This window comes from Pseudomonas sp. SORGH_AS_0199 (genome assembly GCF_031453735.1).
GTDB classification, from domain to species: domain Bacteria; phylum Pseudomonadota; class Gammaproteobacteria; order Pseudomonadales; family Pseudomonadaceae; genus Chryseomonas; species Chryseomonas aestiva.
Window position 1 is genome coordinate 3131837 of sequence record NZ_JAVJAE010000001.1, and the last position, 18344, is coordinate 3150180.

The window sequence follows — 18344 nt, forward strand, 5'->3', positions numbered from 1 at the left end:
GCTAAGCTGGCGCAAAGCCCAGGGATGCCCTCATGACCGTCGAACTGCTCACCGCCTTCATGCTCTTCGCTTTCGTCTCCTCCGCCACGCCCGGCCCCAACAACATGATGCTGCTGGCGTCAGGGGTCAATTTCGGCTTTCGGCGGACCCTGCCGCACATGTTCGGCATCAGCCTGGGCCACATGCTGCTGGTCATCTGCACCGGTCTCGGCCTGGGTCAGCTGTTCGTGCTCTATCCACCGCTGCAGATCGCCTTGCGGGTCATCGGCGGCGGCTATCTGCTGTATCTGGCCTGGAAACTGGCCACCGCCGCTGCCCCGACGCCGCGGGAGTCGGGCAGCGGCAAGCCCTTCGGCTTCTTCCAGGCAGCGGCCTTCCAGTGGGTGAACCCCAAGGCCTGGGTGATGGCCATCGGTGCGGTCACCGCCTATATTCCGGCCGAGAACTTCACCGCCAATCTGCTGCTGGTCGCCCTGCTCTTCGCCCTGATCAACCTGCCCAGCGTCAGCCTCTGGACGCTGTTCGGCATGGGCCTGCGCCGTCTGCTCAGCAGTCCGGCACGCCTGCGGCTGTTCAACTGGAGCATGGCGCTGCTGCTGGTGCTGTCCCTCTACCCCATCCTGTTCGGCCATCATTGAGGTTTTTCGATGCACGCGGCTCCACAACGCCTTACCCCGCTGGCCGATACCTCCCCCGCCGCCGTGGTCGCCGGCTTCGTCGCCATGCTGGTGGGCTACACCAGCTCCCTGGTGCTGATGTTCCAGGCGGGCCAGAATGCCGGCCTCAGCACCGGGCAGATCTCCTCATGGATCTGGGCGCTGTCCATCGGCATGGCCCTGACCACCATCGGCCTGTCGCTTAAATACCGCACTCCCATCGTCATCGCCTGGTCGACCCCCGGCGCTGCGCTGCTGGTCACCAGCCTGCCGTCGGTACCCTACAGCGACGCCATCGGCGCCTTTGTCATCTGCGCCGTACTGCTCGCCCTCTGCGGTCTCACCGGCAGCGCCGACCGTCTGCTGCGCCGGGTACCACCAGCACTCGCCGCCGCCCTGCTGGCCGGCATCCTCTTCCGCATCGGTATCGAGATCTGCGCCGCGGCTCAGCACCAGACCGCACTGGTCCTGGGCATGGCCCTGGCCTATCTGGTGGCCAAGCGGCTGTGGCCGCGCTACTGCGTGCTGGTCGCCCTGGTAGTCGGCCTGCTGCTGGCCGCCGGGCTGGGGTTGCTGGACTTCCACAGTCTGCGGCTGGAGTTGGCGGTGCCGGTGTGGACCACCCCGACCTTTTCCCTGGCGGCCACCATCGGCATCGCCATCCCGCTGTTCGTGGTGGCCATGGCCTCGCAGAACATGCCGGGTATCGCCGTGCTGCGTACCGATGGCTATGCGGTTCCGGCTTCGCCGCTGATCGCCACCACCGGCCTCGCCTCGCTGCTGCTGGCGCCCTTCGGCTCCCATGGCATCAACCTGGCGGCCATCAGCGCGGCGATCTGCACCGGCCCCCAGGCCCATGAAGATGCCAGCAAACGCTATACAGCGGCGGTCTGGTGCGGACTCTTCTACGGTATCGCCGGGCTGTTCGGCGCCACCCTGGCGGCGCTGTTCGCCTCCCTGCCGAGCGAGCTGGTGATCTCGGTGGCTGCCCTGGCGCTGCTCGGCTCCATCATGAATGGCCTGCACGGCGCCCTGGCCGACCCTGGCCAGCGCGAGCCGGCGCTCATCACCTTCCTGGTCACCGCCTCGGGCCTGAACCTGGCCGGGATCGGCTCGGCCTTCTGGGGCCTGGTCGCCGGCCTTTTGGCCAGTTTGCTACTCACCGCACGCCGCGGTTAGAACCCGCGCCCCTCCTGACGGGTCGGAATTGGATCCTTAACGTCAGGAGAACACCATGTCCCGTACCAATCGCCAGTTCCTGCTCGCCAAGCGCCCGTCCGGCGAACCCACCGCCGACACCTTCGAGCGTGTCGAGCAGCCGATCGGCGAACCCGGCGCCGGTCAGGTGCTGATCAAGAATCTCTATCTCTCCCTCGACCCGGCCATGCGCGGCTGGATGAACGAGGGCAAGTCCTATATCAAGCCCATCGGCCTCGGCGAAGTCATTCGTGCCCTGGGCGTGGGCGAGGTAGTGGCATCCAACCACCCGGAATTCAAGGTCGGCGACACGATCAACGGCATGCTCGGCATCCAGGATTACTACCTGGGCGAGCCCCAGGGCTTCTACAAGGTGGACCCCAGCAAGGCCAGCCTGCCCCAGTATCTCTCGGTACTCGGCATGACCGGTCTGACCGCCTACTTCGGCCTGCTGGAAATCGGCGAGCCCAAGGCCGGCCAGACCATCGTGGTTTCCGGCGCTGCCGGCGCGGTCGGCAGCATGGTCGGCCAGATCGGCAAGCTCAAGGCCTGCCATGTGGTGGGTATCGCCGGTGGCGCGGAAAAATGCCGCTATCTGATCGAGGAACTGGGTTTCGACGCCGCCATCGACTACAAGGCCGAAGCGGACCTGGCGTCCGCCCTGCACCGTGAATGCCCCAACGGTATCGACGTCTACTTCGACAACGTCGGCGGCCCGACCCTGGACGCGGTGCTGGCGCAGATCAATTTCCGTGCACGGGTAGTGCTCTGCGGCGCCATCAGCCAGTACAACAGTGACAAGGTGCAGGGCCCGCAGAACTACCTGGCGCTGCTCAGCAATCGCGCGCGCATGGAAGGCTTTATCGTGCTGGACCACGCCGCGCGCTACGCCGAGGCCCAGCAGCAGCTGGCGATCTGGCTGGCCGACGGCCAGCTCAAATCCCGCGAGCACGTGGTGGAAGGCCTCGATACCTTCCCCGAGACCCTGATGAAGCTGTTCTCCGGCGAGAACTTCGGCAAGCTGGTGCTCAAGGTCTAGGTCGCGCGTCGGAAAGTCGTCACCAGCGGGCCGCAATGGCGGCCCGTCTGGACTTCAGGCGTCAAGTTACAGACGGCCAATCGCCACCATCGTGCTAAGCCATTGATTTGATTGACACTATAAGACTGGCACGCTTCTCGCTGTAGGGGGACTATCCGCCAAGGAGAACAGGCATGGTCCCGCCCTCGTCCAACACCATCAATCTCGATCGCGCTCGCCAGCAGCGCAACGCCAACCTGGCTGGCCCCGCCCGCGACAGCGATCCGGCGGTGCTGGGCGCCCTGCGCCAGCGCCTGCTCGGCGTCTTGCAGACATCGCTGGATCTCGAGCGGGTCCTGCAACTCTTCCGGCAGGAGGTGGATACGCTGGTGGACCTGCCCGGCCTCACCTACCGCAATGCCGCGGAGGACGTGGCCATCGACCTGGGTGAAGACCAGGGTCATCAGGTGCACTATCACCTGAGCCAGGGAGACCTGCGCCTGGGTGATCTGACGTTCTACCGCCAGGAGCGCTTCCAGGACAGCGAACTCGGCGCGCTGGAATACCTCCTTGGCAGCCTGCTGTTTCCCCTGCGCAATGCCCTGCTCTATCGCGAGGCCCAGAACAATGCCCTGCGCGATGCCCTGACCGGTGTCGGCAATCGCAGCGCCCTGGATCGTGCCCTGGTGCGTGAGCTGGAACTGGCCCGACGGACCCAGCAGCCGCTGTCGCTGCTGATGCTGGACCTGGACCACTTCAAGCGCATCAACGACCGCTTCGGCCATAGCGTCGGTGACGACGTGCTGCGCCAGACTGCCCGCACCCTTGGCAACAGCCTGAGAAGCATGGACATGGTCTTTCGCTTTGGCGGCGAGGAATTCTGTGTGCTGCTGTCGGCCACCGGCCATGAAGCGGCGCATATCGTGGCGGAACGCCTGAGAGCGGCGGTGGAGGCCCAGTCGGAGACGGCCGGCGCCATCCCGTTGCCAGTCACCCTGAGCCTGGGTCTGGCGACCCTGCGCGACGTCGAGTCACCGCGTTGTCTGCTGCTGCGCGCGGATCGGGCCCTCTATCAGGCCAAGGCCGAAGGCCGCAATCGATTCTGCAGCCTGGCCTGAGGGTCGCCTGGGGCCAGGCGACCGCTCTGCTTAGCGGCGACCGCCCTTGCCGGTACCGCCACCGCTCGGCCCGCGACGCGGCGCAATGCCCGGCGAGGTACGGCCCTTGCTGACCGGCTTGCGGCCCATTTCGCTGGGACGCTCGGCCACGGCCGACCCCTGGGGCTTGCTGGCCTTGCCCGTCTTGTTGAGCTTGTTGCGCGAACCCCGACCGGCATCGATCGGCCGCGCGGTCTTGCGCTGCTGACGCTCGAGCTTTTCCTTGGTCTTGCCGCCCATGGCCGGCAGCGCCACCGGCGGCAGGCCGACTTCACCCGCGAGGATGTCGATCTCCCCCTGGGTCATCTCGCGCCAACGGCCGACCGGCAGATCGCTGGTCATGAACACCGGACCGAAACGTACGCGCTTCAGACGACTCACCACCAGTCCCTGGGATTCCCACAGCCGACGGACTTCGCGGTTGCGACCTTCCATCACCACGCAATGGAACCAGTGGTTGAAGCCATCACCTTCCGGCGCCTGCTGGACGTCGGTAAAGCGCGCCGGGCCGTCTTCGAGGATCACCCCGTTCTTCAGGCGCAGCAGCATCTCTTCGGTCACCTCGCCCCGGACCCGTACCGCGTACTCGCGATCCATCTGGTAGGACGGGTGCATCAGCCGGTTGGCCAGTTCGCCATCGGTGGTGAACAGCAGTAGGCCGGTGGTGTTGATGTCCAGGCGACCGACATTGATCCAGCGGCCCTGCTTGGGCTTGGGCAGGCGGTCGAAGACGGTGGGCCGACCTTCGGGATCGTCACGGGTGCAGATCTCGCCTTCGGGCTTGTTGTAGATCAGCACGCGCCGCACAACTTCCTCGGCCTGGTCGCGCTTGAGCAGACGGCCGTCTACCGCGATGGCGTCCTTGGGCATGACCCTCAGACCCAGGGGCGCGACCACGCCGTTGACCTTGATACGGCCTTCGCCGATCCAGGCTTCGACGTCACGCCGCGAGCCGACGCCCAGGCGCGACAGCACCTTCTGCAGCTTTTCGCCCGCCGGCGCGGGGACGGTTTCATCGAGGGATTCGTTTGGGGGATTCTTGTCGAGGGTCATCAGGCACCTCCCGGTGTAGTGGACGACAAAGGCGCCGCGGAACGGGCGCCAGGAAAAAGACAGGGGCGCATGATAGCGCCCCTGCTCGCGCCAGCCTAGCGAGTGTGGTGTCTCAGAAGTTGACTGCACAATCCTGGCGGCGCTTTTTCGGCTCTGGCAGCGTTGCCACTCCTCGCCATAGCCCTGCTATGACTCGTACCGGCGCCTAGCCAAAGCCAAAAAAACACTCGCCAATTCTTGTGCGAACTTCAGAGACACCGCACTAGCCTGGCGGGTGACGGATGGCCGCAGGCTTAGTCCAGCGTGGCCAGGGCTTCGCGGCAGAGCTGCTCGACGCGCGTCCAGTCCTTGGCCTTCACCACGTCGCCGGGCAGCATCCAGCTGCCGCCGACGCACAGCAGGTTGGGCTGCTGGAAATAGTTCTTCACATTGCCCGGGTTGACGCCACCGGTGGGGCAGAACTTGAGTTCGGCGAAGGGACCGGCGAACGCCTTGAGCGCATCCACGCCGCCATAGACGTTGGCAGGGAACAGCTTGAAGCGCCGATAACCCAGGCGGTAGGCCTGCATGATCTCCGAGGGCGTGGCGATGCCCGGCAGCAGCGGGATGGGCGCCGATACCCCGGCCTGGAGAATTTCCTCGGTGGTGCCCGGAGTGACGATGAACTGGGCGCCCGCCTCGACCGCAGCGTCGAACATCCGCACGTCAAGCACGGTGCCCACGCCAACATCCAGCTCGGGACGTTCCTGCCGCAGCAGGCGCACCGCGTCAAGCCCGTGGGCCGATCTCAGGGTGATTTCCAGGGCGGTGAGCCCCGCCACGGCCATGGCGTCGGCGAAGGGCAGCACGTCGGCGGGATCGTTGATCACGATCACCGGCAGGATCCGCGCGCGGGCGCACAGGGCATCTAGGGTCGCGATCTTGTTCTGCATGTCCAAAACTCAACTCCTCGTCAGGGGCACCAATAGACGACCAGGGGTTCGCGCAGGAACGCCTTGATCGGAGTGGCCAGCTCATCGCCCTCGGCCAGAGCGGTTTCCAGCACCTGTCGCTTGCCCGCGCCCTGGATGGCGAGGATCTGCTGCCGCGCGCGACTCAGGTAGGCACGGCTCAGGGTGATGCGGGTCTGGGGCGCGGACGGTGCCACGCCAGGAAAACTCAGGCGCTCGCTGGCCGGATCCAGAGCCTCTTCCAGGCCGGGACTACCGGGGAACAGCGAGGCGGTATGGGCGTCGTCGCCCATGCCCAGCACCAGCACATCGGGGGTTGCCAGGGTGTCGCGCAGCCGGGCCTCGGTCTGGGCCATACCCTCTTCCGTGGAAGCGGCCGGGCTATAGAGATCGACGAAACCTGCGGCGGCAGCGGGTCCCTGGAACAGGTGCTGGCGCAACAGGCCGGCATTGCTGTCCGGATGGTCACCGGGTACCCAGCGCTCGTCCGCCAGGGTGACCAGCACCTTGGACCAATCCAGCTCGGCCTGCGCCAGGCGCTCCAGGAAGGGCACCGGACTGCGGCCGCCGGAAACGATCAGCAGCGCCTCGCCGCGGGCCGCCAGGGCCTCGCGCAGCGCCGCCGTGACCGTTTCGGCCAGCGCCGTGGCGTGGGCCTCGCGGTCGGGCAATTCGCGCAGGGTCACACCCTGCCCCAGATCAGACGTCGCCATACCAGGATCTCCCGTCTCGTGCGATCAGTGCGATGGAGGTCAGCGGACCCCAGCTGCCGGCGGCATAGGACTTGGGCGAGTCGCCCATTTTCGACCAGCCATCCATCAGCTGATCGCACCACTTCCAGGCCGCTTCGATCTCGTCCTTGCGAACGAACAGCGACTGATTGCCCTGCATGACTTCCAGCAGCAGTCGCTCGTAGGCATCCGGCGTGCGCAGGTGCTTGAAGGTCTCGGAGAAATTGAGCTGCAGCGGACCGCTGCGCAGCTGCATGCCCTTGCGCAGGCCCTGGTCCTTGCTCATCACCTGCAGCGAAATGCCTTCGTCCGGCTGGATGCGGATGATCAGGCGGTTGCTGATCAGGCTGCGCTGCTCGGGGGCGAAGATGTAGTGCGGTGGTTCCTTGAAGTGGATGACGATCTGCGACAGCTTCTGCGGCATGCGCTTGCCGGTACGCAGATAGAAAGGCACGCCTGACCAGCGCCAGTTGCGGATGTCCGCGCGGATGGCGACAAAGGTCTCGGTGCGGCTTTCGGTGTTGGAATTGGGTTCTTCCAGATAACCCGGCACCGGCTTGCCGTCGCTGTAGCCGGAGGTGTACTGACCCAGGACCACGCGGCTGGCGAGCTGGTCGGCGGTAATGGGCTCCAGCGCCTTGAGGACCTTGACCTTCTCGTCACGGATGCTGTCGGCCGACAGATCCGCCGGCGGGTCCATGGCGGTCAGGCAGAGCAGCTGCAGCAGGTGGTTCTGCACCATGTCGCGCAACTGGCCGGCCTGGTCGAAATAGCCCCAGCGACCCTCGATCCCGACCTTCTCGGCCACGGTGATTTCCACGTGGGAAATGTAGTTCTGGTTCCACTGGGTCTCGAACAGGCTATTGGCGAATCTCAGGGCGATGAGGTTCTGTACGGTCTCCTTGCCCAGGTAATGGTCGATGCGGTAGACGCGGTCTTCCGGGAAGAAGCGCGCCACGGCGTCGTTGACCACCTTGGAGGATTCCAGGTCGTAGCCGATGGGCTTTTCCATCACCACCCGGGTGCGCTCGCACAGGCCGACGGCGGCGAGGTTTTCGCAGATGGCACTGTAGACCAGTGCCGGGGTGGCGAAATAGGCGATCAGTGGCGAGGTCTCGCCCACATCCTCGGCAAGTCCCGTATAGTCTTCGCGATTGCGAAAATCGATGGCGCGATAGCCCAGGCGACCGCGCATCCGGGTCCATACCGCTTCGTCCCAATCGGCTTTGGGCACATAGTGGCGCAGGCGCTCCTCGATGTGCTCCAGCTGCTTGACCCCATCGCCCTGGTCACGCGCCAGCGCCATGATGCGGGTATCCTCGTGCAGCAGACCTTCGCGATCCAGCTGATACAGGGCAGGGAAAAGTTTGCGCAGGGCCAGGTCGCCCAACGCGCCGAAGATTGCCAGGGTACAGGGTAGAACTCGGACGCCAGCCATAAATATTCGTTCTTTTACTTAAAGTTTGAGATATTCCAGCACCATCATAGGGGAGCCGGGGCGATTCGCGTAGTCTTTATATTAAAAAATACGGCGCAGGGGTAAGCCCAGCCCATACCTTTTATAGCCTTAGGATAGAGGCACAACAACCACTAGGAGTTCTCATGGATCGTGCCAGCACCCTGCTGCAAACCATCCAGAACCGCATCGGCGAACTCAACCGCGCGGAACGCAAGGTCGCCGAGGTCATCCTGCAGAATCCCCGGCAGGCCACGCGCTACACCATCGCGGCCCTGGCCCAGGCGGCCCAGGTCAGTGAGCCCACCGTCAATCGCTTCTGCCGTTCCCTGGGCGTGAGCGGCTACCCGGAGATGAAGATCCAGCTGGCGCAGAGCATCGCCAGCGGCGCGGTCTATGTCAGCCAGGCGGTGGAAGCCAACGACGAATCCGAAGCCTACGCGGAAAAGATCTTCAGCAGCACCATCGCCTCGCTGGACAGCGCCCGCCAGCGACTGGACGCCCGCACGGTGGATCGCGCGGTGGACCTGATGATCCAGGCGCGGCAGATCCACTTCTTCGGCCTGGGCGCCTCGGCCCCCGTGGCCCTGGACGCCCAGCACAAGTTCTTCCGCTTCAACATGGCGGTATCGGCGCATTCGGACGTGCTGATGCAGCGGATGCTCGCCTCCATCGCCAGGACCGGCGATCTCTTCGTGATCATTTCCTACACCGGCCGCACCCGCGAACTGGTGGACGTGGCCAAGCTGGCCCGCGACAACGGCGCCTCGGTGCTCGGCCTCACCGCCAGCAACACCCCGCTGGCCAAGGTCTGCACCCACAGCCTGGACATCCCGCTGCCGGAAGACACCGACATCTACATGCCCATGACCTCGCGTATCATCCAGCTCACCGTGCTGGACATCCTGGCTACCGGGGTCACGCTCAAGCGCGGCGTGGATTTCCAGCCGCACCTGCGCAAGGTCAAGGAAAGCCTAGTCGCCACCCGCTATCCCTCGGAGCCCGACCAGGGCTAAGCGCCCTCACTGTGCAAAACCTGCTTAGGATCTCGCGAGCCAGAGCCAGACAAGGCTTGGGCGGCCCCGCGAAAGCGCCTAAGGAAGCTGCGTTTACCTAGAGTAAATGAGCATTCCGACGGGGCTGGCCTTCCAGGGCGCTTTCAACGCGGTCCGGCCGACGCGCAGCAGATCGTGAGCAGGTTTTTAGATGTCGTCGCGATGGCTGAACAGATCCCAGGTCGACATGAACAGCGCGGCGATCAGCGGGCCAATCACGAAGCCATTCAGGCCGAACAGCGACATGCCACCAATGGTGGAGATCAGTACCACGTAGTCGGGCATCTTGGTGTCCTTGCCGACCAGGATGGGGCGCAGCAAGTTGTCCACCAGGCCGATCACCACCACGGCGAAGACGATCAGGATGACCCCTTTGATCACCGAACCGGTGGCCAGGAAGTAGATGGCCACCGGTACCCAGATCAGCGCCGAGCCGACCGCGGGCAGCAGCGACAGGAAGGCCATCAGGGTGCCCCAGAGCACCGCGCCCTGGACACCCAGCACGCCGAGGATGAAGCCGCCGAGGGCACCCTGCACCACGGCGACGATGATATTGCCCTTGACCGTGGCACGCACCACGGCGGTGAACTTGGCCATCAGGCTGCGCTTGTGCATGTCGCTCAGCGGAATGGCCTTGCGGATCAGCGCCACTAGCTGCGAACCATCGCGCAGCAGGAAGAACAGCAGATAGAGCATCACACCGAAGCCGATCAGGAACTGGAAGGTGCCCTGACCGAAGCTGAAGGCCTGGGTAGCGACGAACTGGCTGCCCTGCATGGCGCCTTCGGAGAGCTTCTGGCGAATGCCATCCAGGTCACCGGCACCGAAGCGCTCCAGCACGCCACGCACCGAACCCGGCAAGGCGCCCCAGATCTGCTGATAGTACTGGCCGAAGTTGAGCTGACCGCTGCTGACCTGCTGGTACAGCAGCGAGCCTTCCTGCACCAGGGAAATGGCGATGAACACCACCGGCAGGATGACGATGAGCAGGATCACGAACAGGGTGCAGAGCGCCCCGAGGTTGCGTCTGTTGTTGAAGCGCCGGACGAACCAGCGCTGCAGCGGGGCGAACAGGATGGCGAGGATGGCGCCCCAGAACACCGCCCCCAGGAAGGGCGTGAGGATCCAGACGAAGGCCAGCGAGACCACCACCAGCAGGATCAGGAACGTCTTGTTTTCCAGCCGAGCACTTTTCATTGGCTTTCGCGATTCCAAACAAGGATGACAGGCCTTGCTTAGAGCCTCGGAAGCCGTGGGGTTCCCATAAGCACCCCCAACTTGGCCCGAAGAGGCGCGCCGGCGTAGCCAGCGCGCCCGGGATCATACGCGAAACTGACGTACCAGGCCGTCCAGGCGCTCACCGAGGCCAACCATGCCGGCGGTGTTGCGCGCGCCTTGCTGGGCGCCTTGGGCCATGCTGTCGACGGCACTGGCGATGGTGTGGACGCTGCGATTGACCTCCTCGGCCACCGCCGTCTGCTCCTCGGCGGCACTGGCGATCTGGCTGTTCATGGCGTTGATGGTGGCGATCAGCTCGCTGATCGCGGCCAGGGCGGTACCGGCCTGCTCGGCCTGGGCCGTAGTGGCCTCGCCCATGCCGCCCGAGCGTTCCATGGCCCCGACCGCGCGGCCGGTGGCCTGTTGCAGGCGATCGATCATGCCCTGGATTTCCTGGGTGCTCTGCTGGGTCCGGCTGGCCAGGGCGCGTACCTCGTCGGCGACCACGGCGAAACCGCGACCGGCCTCGCCCGCCCGGGCCGCTTCGATGGCGGCATTGAGCGCCAGCAGATTGGTCTGCTCGGCAATGGCGCGGATCACGTCGAGCACGCCGACGATGGCGCCCACGTCCTGCTTGAGGCCATCCAGGGACACGCTGCTCTGGCGTACCTCCTCGACCAGTTCGTGAATGCGCGCCACGCTGGTGGCAACCGTCTCGCGGGCCAGCCGACCTTTCTCCTCGGTCTGACGGGTGGCTTCGGAGGCCTGCAGGGCACTGCTCGCCACCTCCTGGGCCGCCGCGGACATCTGGTTGATGGCGGTGGCCACCTGGTCGGTTTCGCTGCGCTGGCGCTGCATGTCGCGATCGGTGCGCTGGGCCTGCTGGGAGACGTCGTCGAGCAGACCGGTGAACTGGTGGGTGATGTCGACGACCTGGGCGATGGTGCCCTGGATGCGATCGACGAAGCGATTGAAGGCGGTGGCGAGCTCACCAATCTCGTCGCGCCCATTGACCGGCAGGCGGCGGGTCAGATCGCCCTCCCCGGCCGCGATGTCGTCGAGATTCTCCCGGATCTGCGCCAGGGGTCTGAGGGTGCGGGCGGCAAACAGCTGCGCGGCGATGCCGATCACCACCAGCAGCACGCCGGCCACGCCGAAGATCAGCCAGAGCTGGTCCTGGGTGCGTTTGGCGACCTGCTGGGCCACGGCCGCGACCTCGGCCTCCACGCCATCCAGATTCACCGCCGAGCCGATCACCAGATCCCATTTGGGCAGGTAGTCGGTGTAGGCGAGTTTGGGCACCAGCACGTCCTTGTTGCCGGGCAGCGAAGAGCTGTAGCGACTGAAATGCGAGCCATCCTTGCCGACTCGGACCAGTTCCTGGTTGAGGTAGAGGCCACTGGGATCGCGATTGTCCTTGAAGCTCTTGCCGATACCGGCCGGATCGTTGCCCTTGAACAGGCGGACCACGTTGGAATCGTAGCCGAAGATGTAGCCGTCCTTGCCGTAGCTGATGGCCGACAGCAGGCCGATGGCCTCCTTGCGCGCCTCGGAATCGCCCGCAGCGGCCTTGTCGTACAGCGGCTTGACCACGGTCATGGCCGCTTCCACGCTGTTCTGCAGGGCGTTGCGACTCTGGACCATCAGCCGCTCGCGAGCGTCGGCGACGTCCCTGGCGGCCTGCTCGTGCAAAAACCCAATAGGACAGTCCACCCAGCACCAGCGTGAACAGGCAGACGGGCAGGACTGCCAGTAAGGTGACTTTGAATTTGAGGCTCACGAGGTTCTCCTTGGTCGCAAGAGCTTGGGCGGTTATCGGCGCCCTGCCCGATAACTTGACCAGGGAGTCACCTGAGTGACGGGGTGCGCGCTGGCAACGGCAGCCGGATGACCACTGCCAGCCCACCCAGCGCGGAGGTTTCTAGAACGAGGGTTCCGCCGCAGCTGTCGATGATATCCTTGGCGATTCCCAGCCCCAGGCCGTGACCGCTGACCGCTTCATCCAGCCGGGCACCCCGATCGAGGATCGTCTCGCGCTGGGCTTGCGGCACACCGGGCCCGTCGTCCTCGACCTGGATCAGATAGCCCTCTGCACCCTGCGCCACCTCAAGCCGAACCTGCTGATCCGCCCATTTGCCGGCGTTGTCCAGCAGGGTTCCGAACAGTTCCAGCAGGTCTTCCCGGTCCCAGGGCAGCCGCAGCCCCGCGGGCAGCCGACACTCGAACTGCAGGTGCTCGCCATGCAGCCGATTGAGCAGCGTGCAGAGCTCGCGAAGCTCGGCGCCGTCCAGGTGCGCGCCCGGCAGGGCCTCGCCGGCCAGCCGGGCACGGCGCAATTCCCGCTCCAGGCGCTGGCGGATACGGCCCAGTTGTTCGCGCAACACCTCGCGCTGTTCGGGCAAAGCCTGCAATTCGGGACGCTCGGCCAGGCTGGTCAGCACCGCCAGCGGGGTCTTGAGCGCATGACCCAGATTGCCGATGCCATGCCGCGCGCGTCTAAGGCCGTCTTCGGTGTGACGCAGCAAGGCATTCATTTCTGCCACCAGCGGCTCGAGTTCAGCCGGCACGCTGGCGTCCAGCGTCGAACGGCGTCCCTGATGCAGCTGGGCGATCTGCTCGCGCACCTGCTCCAGCGGGCGCAGCGCCCGGCGCACGATCAGCCGTTGCAGCAGCAGGACCAGCAGCAGGGTCGCCAGCCCCAGTAAGCCACCGAACGCGAGGATGCGCGTCAGGTTGCCCAGCAGGGGGTTGTAGTCGTCGGCGACCGTTACCTGCACTGCCTGGCCGTAGCGCTGGTAATCGGCGCGATAGGCGAGCAGTCGCTGGCCACTGGGGCCGTCCGCCAGGCTCTCGCTCAGGCCGGAGCCAGGTGGCGCTTCCAGTTGCGCGTCCCACAGCGAGCGCGAGCGCCAGCGAATGTCCAGCGCCGGGATCTCGATAAGGAAATAGCGGCCGGACAGCGGGCGGGTATAGAGACTGCCCAGCCGGCCCTCATCCAGTTGCAGGCCATGGGGACCGCGCACCAGGGCGGCGAGCAGGTTCTCCGTCTCGCCGCGCAGACCGGTTTCCAGATAACGGCGCAAGGCATGGTCCACCAGCCAGGCTCCCCCCAGCACCAGCACCAGACCGGCCACCAGCAGGATGGCCACCAGCCCGACCCTAAGCCGGGCCTGGATGGATTTCAATCGACACCGCCCAGGCGATAGCCCTGGCCGCGCCGCGTCTCGACGACCGCGCGCCCCAGCTTGCGCCGCAGATGATTGACGTGGACCTCAATGACATTGGAGTCGCGCTCGCTCTCGCCATCGTAGAGATGGTCGTTGAGCCGCGTCTTCGACAGGATCTGCCCGGGATGCAGCAGGAAGCAGCGCAGCAGGCGAAACTCCGCCGCGCTCAGGGCGATGGTTTCACTGCCACGCACTACGCATTGGCGCGCCTCGTCGAGCGCGAGTCCGGCAGCCTGCAGCAACGGCTGGTTGGCCACGCCGCGCACCCGCCGCAGCAAGGCGGCGATACGCAGGCCCAGTTCTTCGGGGTGGAAGGGTTTGGTGAGGTAGTCATCGGCTCCGGCCTTGAGGCCGTCGATGCGCTCCGCCCAGCTGTCGCGGGCGGTCAGGATCAGTACCGGAGTCGCCAGCGCCTTTGCACGCCATTCCCCAAGCACCTCCAGCCCGGGCCGGCCAGGCAGACCCAGGTCGAGCACGATGAGGTCATAGGGTTCCTGGGCGCCCTGCCAGGCGGCATCGCGGCCATCGGCCAGCCAGTCGATGGCGTAGCCCTGCCGCGTGAGGAACGCCGTGATCTCGTCGGCCAGGGCCACATCGTCTTCCACCAGCAACAGGCGCATCTAGTCGTCCACCTCATCCTTCATGATGGCGCCATCCATCGCGCCGATTTCCAGTTCGCGGACGACATCGCCGACGAGGATCTCGATCTCGTAGCGATACTGGCCGTCCTCCTCTTCCAATTCGGCTTCCAGCAGCCGCGCCTGGGGATAGCGTTCGTTGACTCGCTGCAGCAGGCTTTCCAGCGGTCGGATCACGCCTTCCTTGCGCAGCGTGAGCGCCTCGTCCTGATCCAGGTCACGGGCCTGGATCAGGGGCGAGAGGCTGCCGAGCAGCACCAGCCCGGCGAGCCCGACGGTCAGTCGTCGCGCTGGTCTTTCAGGACTTCGCCAGTGGTGGCGTCGAGTTCCAGATCCCATTTCACACCTTTGGGGTCACGCAGTTCCAGTTGGTAGATGTAGCGCCCGTACTCTTCTTCCAGTTCGGTCTCGTGAGTCGTCGAGCCCGGATGCTTGGCGATGGCAGCCTGGTTGAGCACCTCGAAGCTCTTGATCTTGCCGCTGTCACGCAGCTTGAGGGCCTCGTCGGGGCCGAGATCCCGGGCCTGGGCGACGCCCATACCGGTGAGCAGGAGGGCGGCAGTCGCGAGGGCGGTCAGCTTTTTCATGATGATTCTCTCTGGTTGCTGTTTGATCTGGGTCCAGAGTAGCGATCCGCCATTAATCGAAACTTAAACGCCGATTAAGCCAGGCTTAAGCGGATCGGACCACGCCAGGGTGCTTCGGCATCCAGGGCTTCGCCCTTCTGCGTCACCTGCAGCCGGCCCTCGCGAGCCAGCTCACGCGCCATAGCGCGCAGGGGCTCCATCAGCGGCCGCCAGTCCGCAGCCAGGTCACGCGCCACCTCCGACGGACAGAAGGTCGTCCCTGGACGGCGCGCCTGTGCCTTGGCCAGCAAGGCTTCGCGCAATTGTGCGTCGGTCGGCTTGAGCGCTGTCATGAGAACCGGGTCCCTTCTCCAAGAGTCCACCGTTTCGACCAGGAAATTGTCGGTGCAGTCATGACCTCTCGCTCGAAAGTCTCGAAAGTAATGCAACGCCTCGCCCAGACCGACCTGCCCATCCCCGCCGATGAGCGTGACGACACTGGTACCGCCCTCTGCACGCCCTTGCCGCCCGACCTCAATTATGTCGATGACTGCCAGGCGGGCCTGAGCCGACGCAAGCTGCGCGGCAAATGGGCTTATTTCACCCCCGATGGCGAACGCATCTGCGATCAGGCGGAAGTCGAGCGCATCAACAAGCTGGCCATCCCGCCGGCCTATACCGATGTCTGGATCTGCCCGGACGCCAATGGCCATCTGCAGGCTACCGGACGCGACGCCCGCGGCCGCAAGCAGTACCGCTACCACCCGCGCTGGCGCGAGATCCGCGATACCGACAAGTACGAGCGGATGCTGGCGTTCGGGCAGGCCCTGCCCAAGTTGCGGCAGCGGGTGGAAGAGGATCTCGCCCGGCGCGGCCTGTGTCGGGAAAAGGTTATGGCCACGGTCATCAGCCTGCTCGACGCGACCCTAATCCGGGTCGGCAACGCCCAGTACGCCAAGAGCAACAAGTCCTATGGCCTCACCACCCTGCGCAACCGACATGCCGAGGTACATGGCAACACCATAGCCTTCCACTTCCGCGGCAAGAGCGGGGTGGAGCATGACATCAAGGTCAGCGATCCGCGGCTGGCGCGTACCGTAAAGAAGTGCCTCGAGCTGCCAGGTCAGCACCTCTTTCAATATGTGGATGGGGACGGCGATCGCCATACCGTTACCTCGTCCGACGTGAACGCCTACCTGCATGAACTCACGGGCGCCGACTTCACTGCCAAGGACTACCGCACCTGGGCCGGCAGTGCCCTGGCGCTGGAAGCCCTGCGCGAGTTGCGGTGTGAAACCCAGACCGACGCCAAGAAAGAGCTGGTGGACATGGTCAAGGCGGTATCCCGCACCCTGGGCAACACCCCGGCGGTCTGCCGCAAGTGCTATATCCATCCGGGCGTGCTGGATGCCTTCCTCGCCGGCGACCTCTGCACCTTGCCCAAACCGCGCAAGCGCAAGGGGCTCAAGGAGGAAGAGGTGCTGCTACTCAACTTCCTGCAACGGCTGGAACAGCGGATGGCGGAGACCCAGGCGGCCTGACCACGTCGCACGCTACCCTGCCCCCTGTGCGGGGCGGGACGGGGCGGGGAGCATTCTGCGCAGGCGCCAGTCATGCTCGCCTGGCGTGACTCCTTCCCGACGCCCAGATGACGACGCCGCATTTGTTATGTTATAACTTTTGCACGTCATTCAAGGCTCCGTCATGGCATCCCCTCGCGCTTCCCTTCTCCTCATTTCCGTGCCCGTTCGGCTGTCGCTCGCCGCCATCCCATTGGTCGCGCTTTGGCTGGCGGTACTCTGGGCGGTCGCCCTGCCATGAGCGCCGCCATCGAACTTCAGGACCTGACCCTGGCCTATCAGCGGCATCCGGCCATCCATCATCTCAGTGGTAGCTTCCGGACCGGCAGTCTGACCGCCATCGTCGGCCCCAACGGGGCGGGCAAGTCCACCCTGCTCAAGGCCATCGCCGGCACCCTGAGACCGGTCAGTGGTCGCGTGGACCGGGCCGTGCCCCAGCGCCGGCTGGGCTATCTGCCGCAAGCCGCGGAGATCGACCGCAGCTTTCCCTTGAGCGTGCTAGAAACCGTGATACTGGGCGCCTGGCGCGGCTTGGGCGTCTGGCGCGGGGTCACCGGCGCCCATCGCGAGGAAGCGTCCCGGGCGTTGCAGGCGGTCGGCCTCGAAGGCCTCGAGGATCGCTTAGTCGGCGCCCTGTCCTCCGGGCAATTCCAGCGAGTGCTGTTCGCCCGGCTGCTGTTGCAGGATGCGCCGGTGCTGCTGCTGGATGAGCCTTTCACCGCCATCGATGCTCGCACCACCGCGGACCTGCTGACCATCGTCCGTCGCTGGCATGGTCAGGGTCGCACGGTGATCGCCGTGCTGCACGACCTGGAGCAGGTCCGCCAGCACTTCCCCGAGACCCTATTGCTGGCTCGGGAAGCCATCGCCTGGGGCGCCACCGATCAGGTGCTGGTCAGCGAGCATCTGGCCCGCGCGCGCAATCTCGCCGAGCACTGGGACGCCAATGCGGCGGTCTGTGAGCGCGCATGACCCTCTATCAACTCCTGTTCGAACCCTTCGTCGAATTCGGCTTCATGCGTCGCGCCCTGGTGGCCTGCCTGGCCCTGGCGCTGGGCGCCGGTCCGGTGGGCGTCCTGCTGATGCTCAGGCGCATGAGTCTGGTGGGCGATGCCATGAGTCACGCCGTGCTACCAGGCGCGGCCCTGGGCTTCATGGTCGCCGGCCTGTCGCTACCGGCCATGGGCATCGGCGGGATGCTTGCCGGACTCTTGGTGGCCGGACTCGCCGGCCTGGTCAGCCGCTTCACCAGTCAGCGTGAAGATGCCAGTTTCGCCAGCTTCTATCTGATTTCCCTGGCCGCCGGGGTGCTGATCGTTTCGCTGCACGGCTCCAGTGTGGATCTGCTGCATGTGCTGTTCGGCACCATCCTGGCCATCGACGCCACGGCGCTCTATCTGGTCGCCGGCATCGCCACCCTGTCGCTGGTGGTGCTGGCGGTGATCTACCGACCGCTGGCGCTGGAGTGCTTCGATCCGGGCTTCCTGCGCGCCGTAGGCGGGCGCGGCTCGCTCTATCACCTGCTGTTCCTGCTGCTGGTGGTGCTCAACCTGGTCGCCGGTTTCCAGGCGCTGGGTACGCTGATGGCGGTGGGCCTGATGATGCTACCGGCCACCGCGGCGCGCTTCTGGGCCAACAGCCTGCCCGGACTGATGGCGGTGGCCAGCCTAATCGCCAGTCTCAGCGGCCTGATCGGCCTGGTGCTGTCCTATCACCTCGGCTGCGCCTCGGGTCCGGCCATCGTCCTGACCGCGGGCGGCTGCTACCTCCTCTCCCTGCTGTTCGGTCGCCTGGGACTCTACCGGCGGCTGCGCCCTCGCCCTCACCTCACCCACTGAAAGG

19 protein-coding genes are annotated in these 18344 nt (G+C 65.5%); 8 read left to right on the forward strand and 11 right to left on the reverse strand.

The genetic code is table 11. The features are described from left to right. The first annotated feature begins 32 nt into the window (after positions 1 to 32). The 4 genes from QE444_RS14775 (at position 33) to QE444_RS14790 (ending at position 3989) form a co-directional block, all read left to right on the forward strand. Positions 33 to 638: a LysE family translocator gene (locus QE444_RS14775; protein ID WP_133860624.1), complete on the forward strand. Its 606-nt coding sequence runs from the start codon at positions 33 to 35 to the stop codon at positions 636 to 638. Between the two features lie 9 nt (positions 639 to 647). After that, complete coding sequence (locus QE444_RS14780) at positions 648 to 1835, forward strand: benzoate/H(+) symporter BenE family transporter (RefSeq protein WP_309739440.1); 1188 nt, start codon at positions 648 to 650, stop codon at positions 1833 to 1835. Between the two features lie 55 nt (positions 1836 to 1890). Then, the gene (locus tag QE444_RS14785; protein ID WP_309739442.1) at positions 1891 to 2892 is read left to right on the forward strand and encodes an NADP-dependent oxidoreductase; all 1002 of its coding nucleotides are present in this window, start codon (positions 1891 to 1893) and stop codon (positions 2890 to 2892) included. Positions 2893 to 3065: 173 nt separating this feature from the next. Next, on the forward strand, positions 3066 to 3989 hold the full coding sequence (locus QE444_RS14790; RefSeq protein ID WP_280307526.1) for a GGDEF domain-containing protein: 924 nt from the start codon (positions 3066 to 3068) through the stop codon (positions 3987 to 3989). Between the two features lie 30 nt (positions 3990 to 4019). Here the strand turns inward: QE444_RS14790 and rluB are convergent, their stop codons facing one another. From rluB to zwf, 4 genes are all read right to left on the reverse strand, one after another. Then, complete coding sequence (gene rluB, locus QE444_RS14795) at positions 4020 to 5081, reverse strand: 23S rRNA pseudouridine(2605) synthase RluB (RefSeq protein WP_133860628.1); 1062 nt, start codon at positions 5079 to 5081, stop codon at positions 4020 to 4022. A gap of 293 nt (positions 5082 to 5374) precedes the next feature. Continuing rightward, positions 5375 to 6013, reverse strand: a complete 639-nt coding sequence (locus QE444_RS14800; RefSeq protein ID WP_309739446.1) for a bifunctional 4-hydroxy-2-oxoglutarate aldolase/2-dehydro-3-deoxy-phosphogluconate aldolase — start codon at positions 6011 to 6013, stop codon at positions 5375 to 5377. 20 nt (positions 6014 to 6033) lie between these two features. Further along, positions 6034 to 6744, reverse strand: coding sequence for a 6-phosphogluconolactonase (pgl, locus tag QE444_RS14805; protein WP_273862026.1), 711 nt, complete (start codon positions 6742 to 6744; stop codon positions 6034 to 6036). Then, positions 6731 to 8200: a glucose-6-phosphate dehydrogenase gene (gene zwf / locus QE444_RS14810; RefSeq protein ID WP_027602213.1), complete on the reverse strand. Its 1470-nt coding sequence runs from the start codon at positions 8198 to 8200 to the stop codon at positions 6731 to 6733. Before zwf ends, pgl begins: the two co-directional genes overlap by 14 nt. A gap of 164 nt (positions 8201 to 8364) precedes the next feature. Here zwf and QE444_RS14815 point away from each other — a divergent pair, with 164 nt between their 5' ends. Next, positions 8365 to 9234: a MurR/RpiR family transcriptional regulator gene (locus QE444_RS14815; RefSeq protein ID WP_133860632.1), complete on the forward strand. Its 870-nt coding sequence runs from the start codon at positions 8365 to 8367 to the stop codon at positions 9232 to 9234. 186 nt (positions 9235 to 9420) lie between these two features. Here QE444_RS14815 and QE444_RS14820 read toward each other — a convergent pair whose 3' ends face one another. The 7 genes from QE444_RS14820 to QE444_RS14850 form a co-directional block, all read right to left on the reverse strand. Next, complete coding sequence (locus QE444_RS14820; protein WP_017640512.1) at positions 9421 to 10470, reverse strand: AI-2E family transporter; 1050 nt, start codon at positions 10468 to 10470, stop codon at positions 9421 to 9423. 123 nt (positions 10471 to 10593) lie between these two features. Then, positions 10594 to 12135: a methyl-accepting chemotaxis protein gene (locus tag QE444_RS14825; protein ID WP_405046430.1), complete on the reverse strand. Its 1542-nt coding sequence runs from the start codon at positions 12133 to 12135 to the stop codon at positions 10594 to 10596. 203 nt (positions 12136 to 12338) lie between these two features. Further along, positions 12339 to 13676: a sensor histidine kinase gene (locus QE444_RS14830; RefSeq protein WP_309739451.1), complete on the reverse strand. Its 1338-nt coding sequence runs from the start codon at positions 13674 to 13676 to the stop codon at positions 12339 to 12341. After that, positions 13673 to 14338, reverse strand: coding sequence for a response regulator transcription factor (locus QE444_RS14835; protein WP_309739452.1), 666 nt, complete (start codon positions 14336 to 14338; stop codon positions 13673 to 13675). The genes QE444_RS14830 and QE444_RS14835 overlap by 4 nt, the downstream gene beginning before the upstream one ends. After that, positions 14339 to 14614, reverse strand: a complete 276-nt coding sequence (locus QE444_RS14840; protein WP_309739454.1) for a PepSY domain-containing protein — start codon at positions 14612 to 14614, stop codon at positions 14339 to 14341. A 20-nt stretch (positions 14615 to 14634) separates the two neighbouring features. Next, a complete protein-coding gene (locus QE444_RS14845) occupies positions 14635 to 14943 on the reverse strand; it encodes a PepSY domain-containing protein (protein WP_158896648.1) in 309 nt (102 codons plus the stop codon). A 74-nt stretch (positions 14944 to 15017) separates the two neighbouring features. Continuing rightward, complete coding sequence (locus QE444_RS14850) at positions 15018 to 15275, reverse strand: DUF3253 domain-containing protein (protein ID WP_187979363.1); 258 nt, start codon at positions 15273 to 15275, stop codon at positions 15018 to 15020. 90 nt (positions 15276 to 15365) lie between these two features. On the opposite strand from QE444_RS14850, the gene QE444_RS14855 reads away from it, so the two are divergent. The 3 genes from QE444_RS14855 (at position 15366) to QE444_RS14865 (ending at position 18340) form a co-directional block, all read left to right on the forward strand. Then, a complete protein-coding gene (locus QE444_RS14855; protein ID WP_285389055.1) occupies positions 15366 to 16463 on the forward strand; it encodes a DNA topoisomerase IB in 1098 nt (365 codons plus the stop codon). A gap of 276 nt (positions 16464 to 16739) precedes the next feature. Then, a complete protein-coding gene (gene aztA / locus QE444_RS14860; protein WP_309739457.1) occupies positions 16740 to 17474 on the forward strand; it encodes a zinc ABC transporter ATP-binding protein AztA in 735 nt (244 codons plus the stop codon). After that, a complete protein-coding gene (locus QE444_RS14865) occupies positions 17471 to 18340 on the forward strand; it encodes a metal ABC transporter permease (protein WP_064308864.1) in 870 nt (289 codons plus the stop codon). Before aztA ends, QE444_RS14865 begins: the two co-directional genes overlap by 4 nt. Positions 18341 to 18344 lie beyond the last annotated feature (4 nt).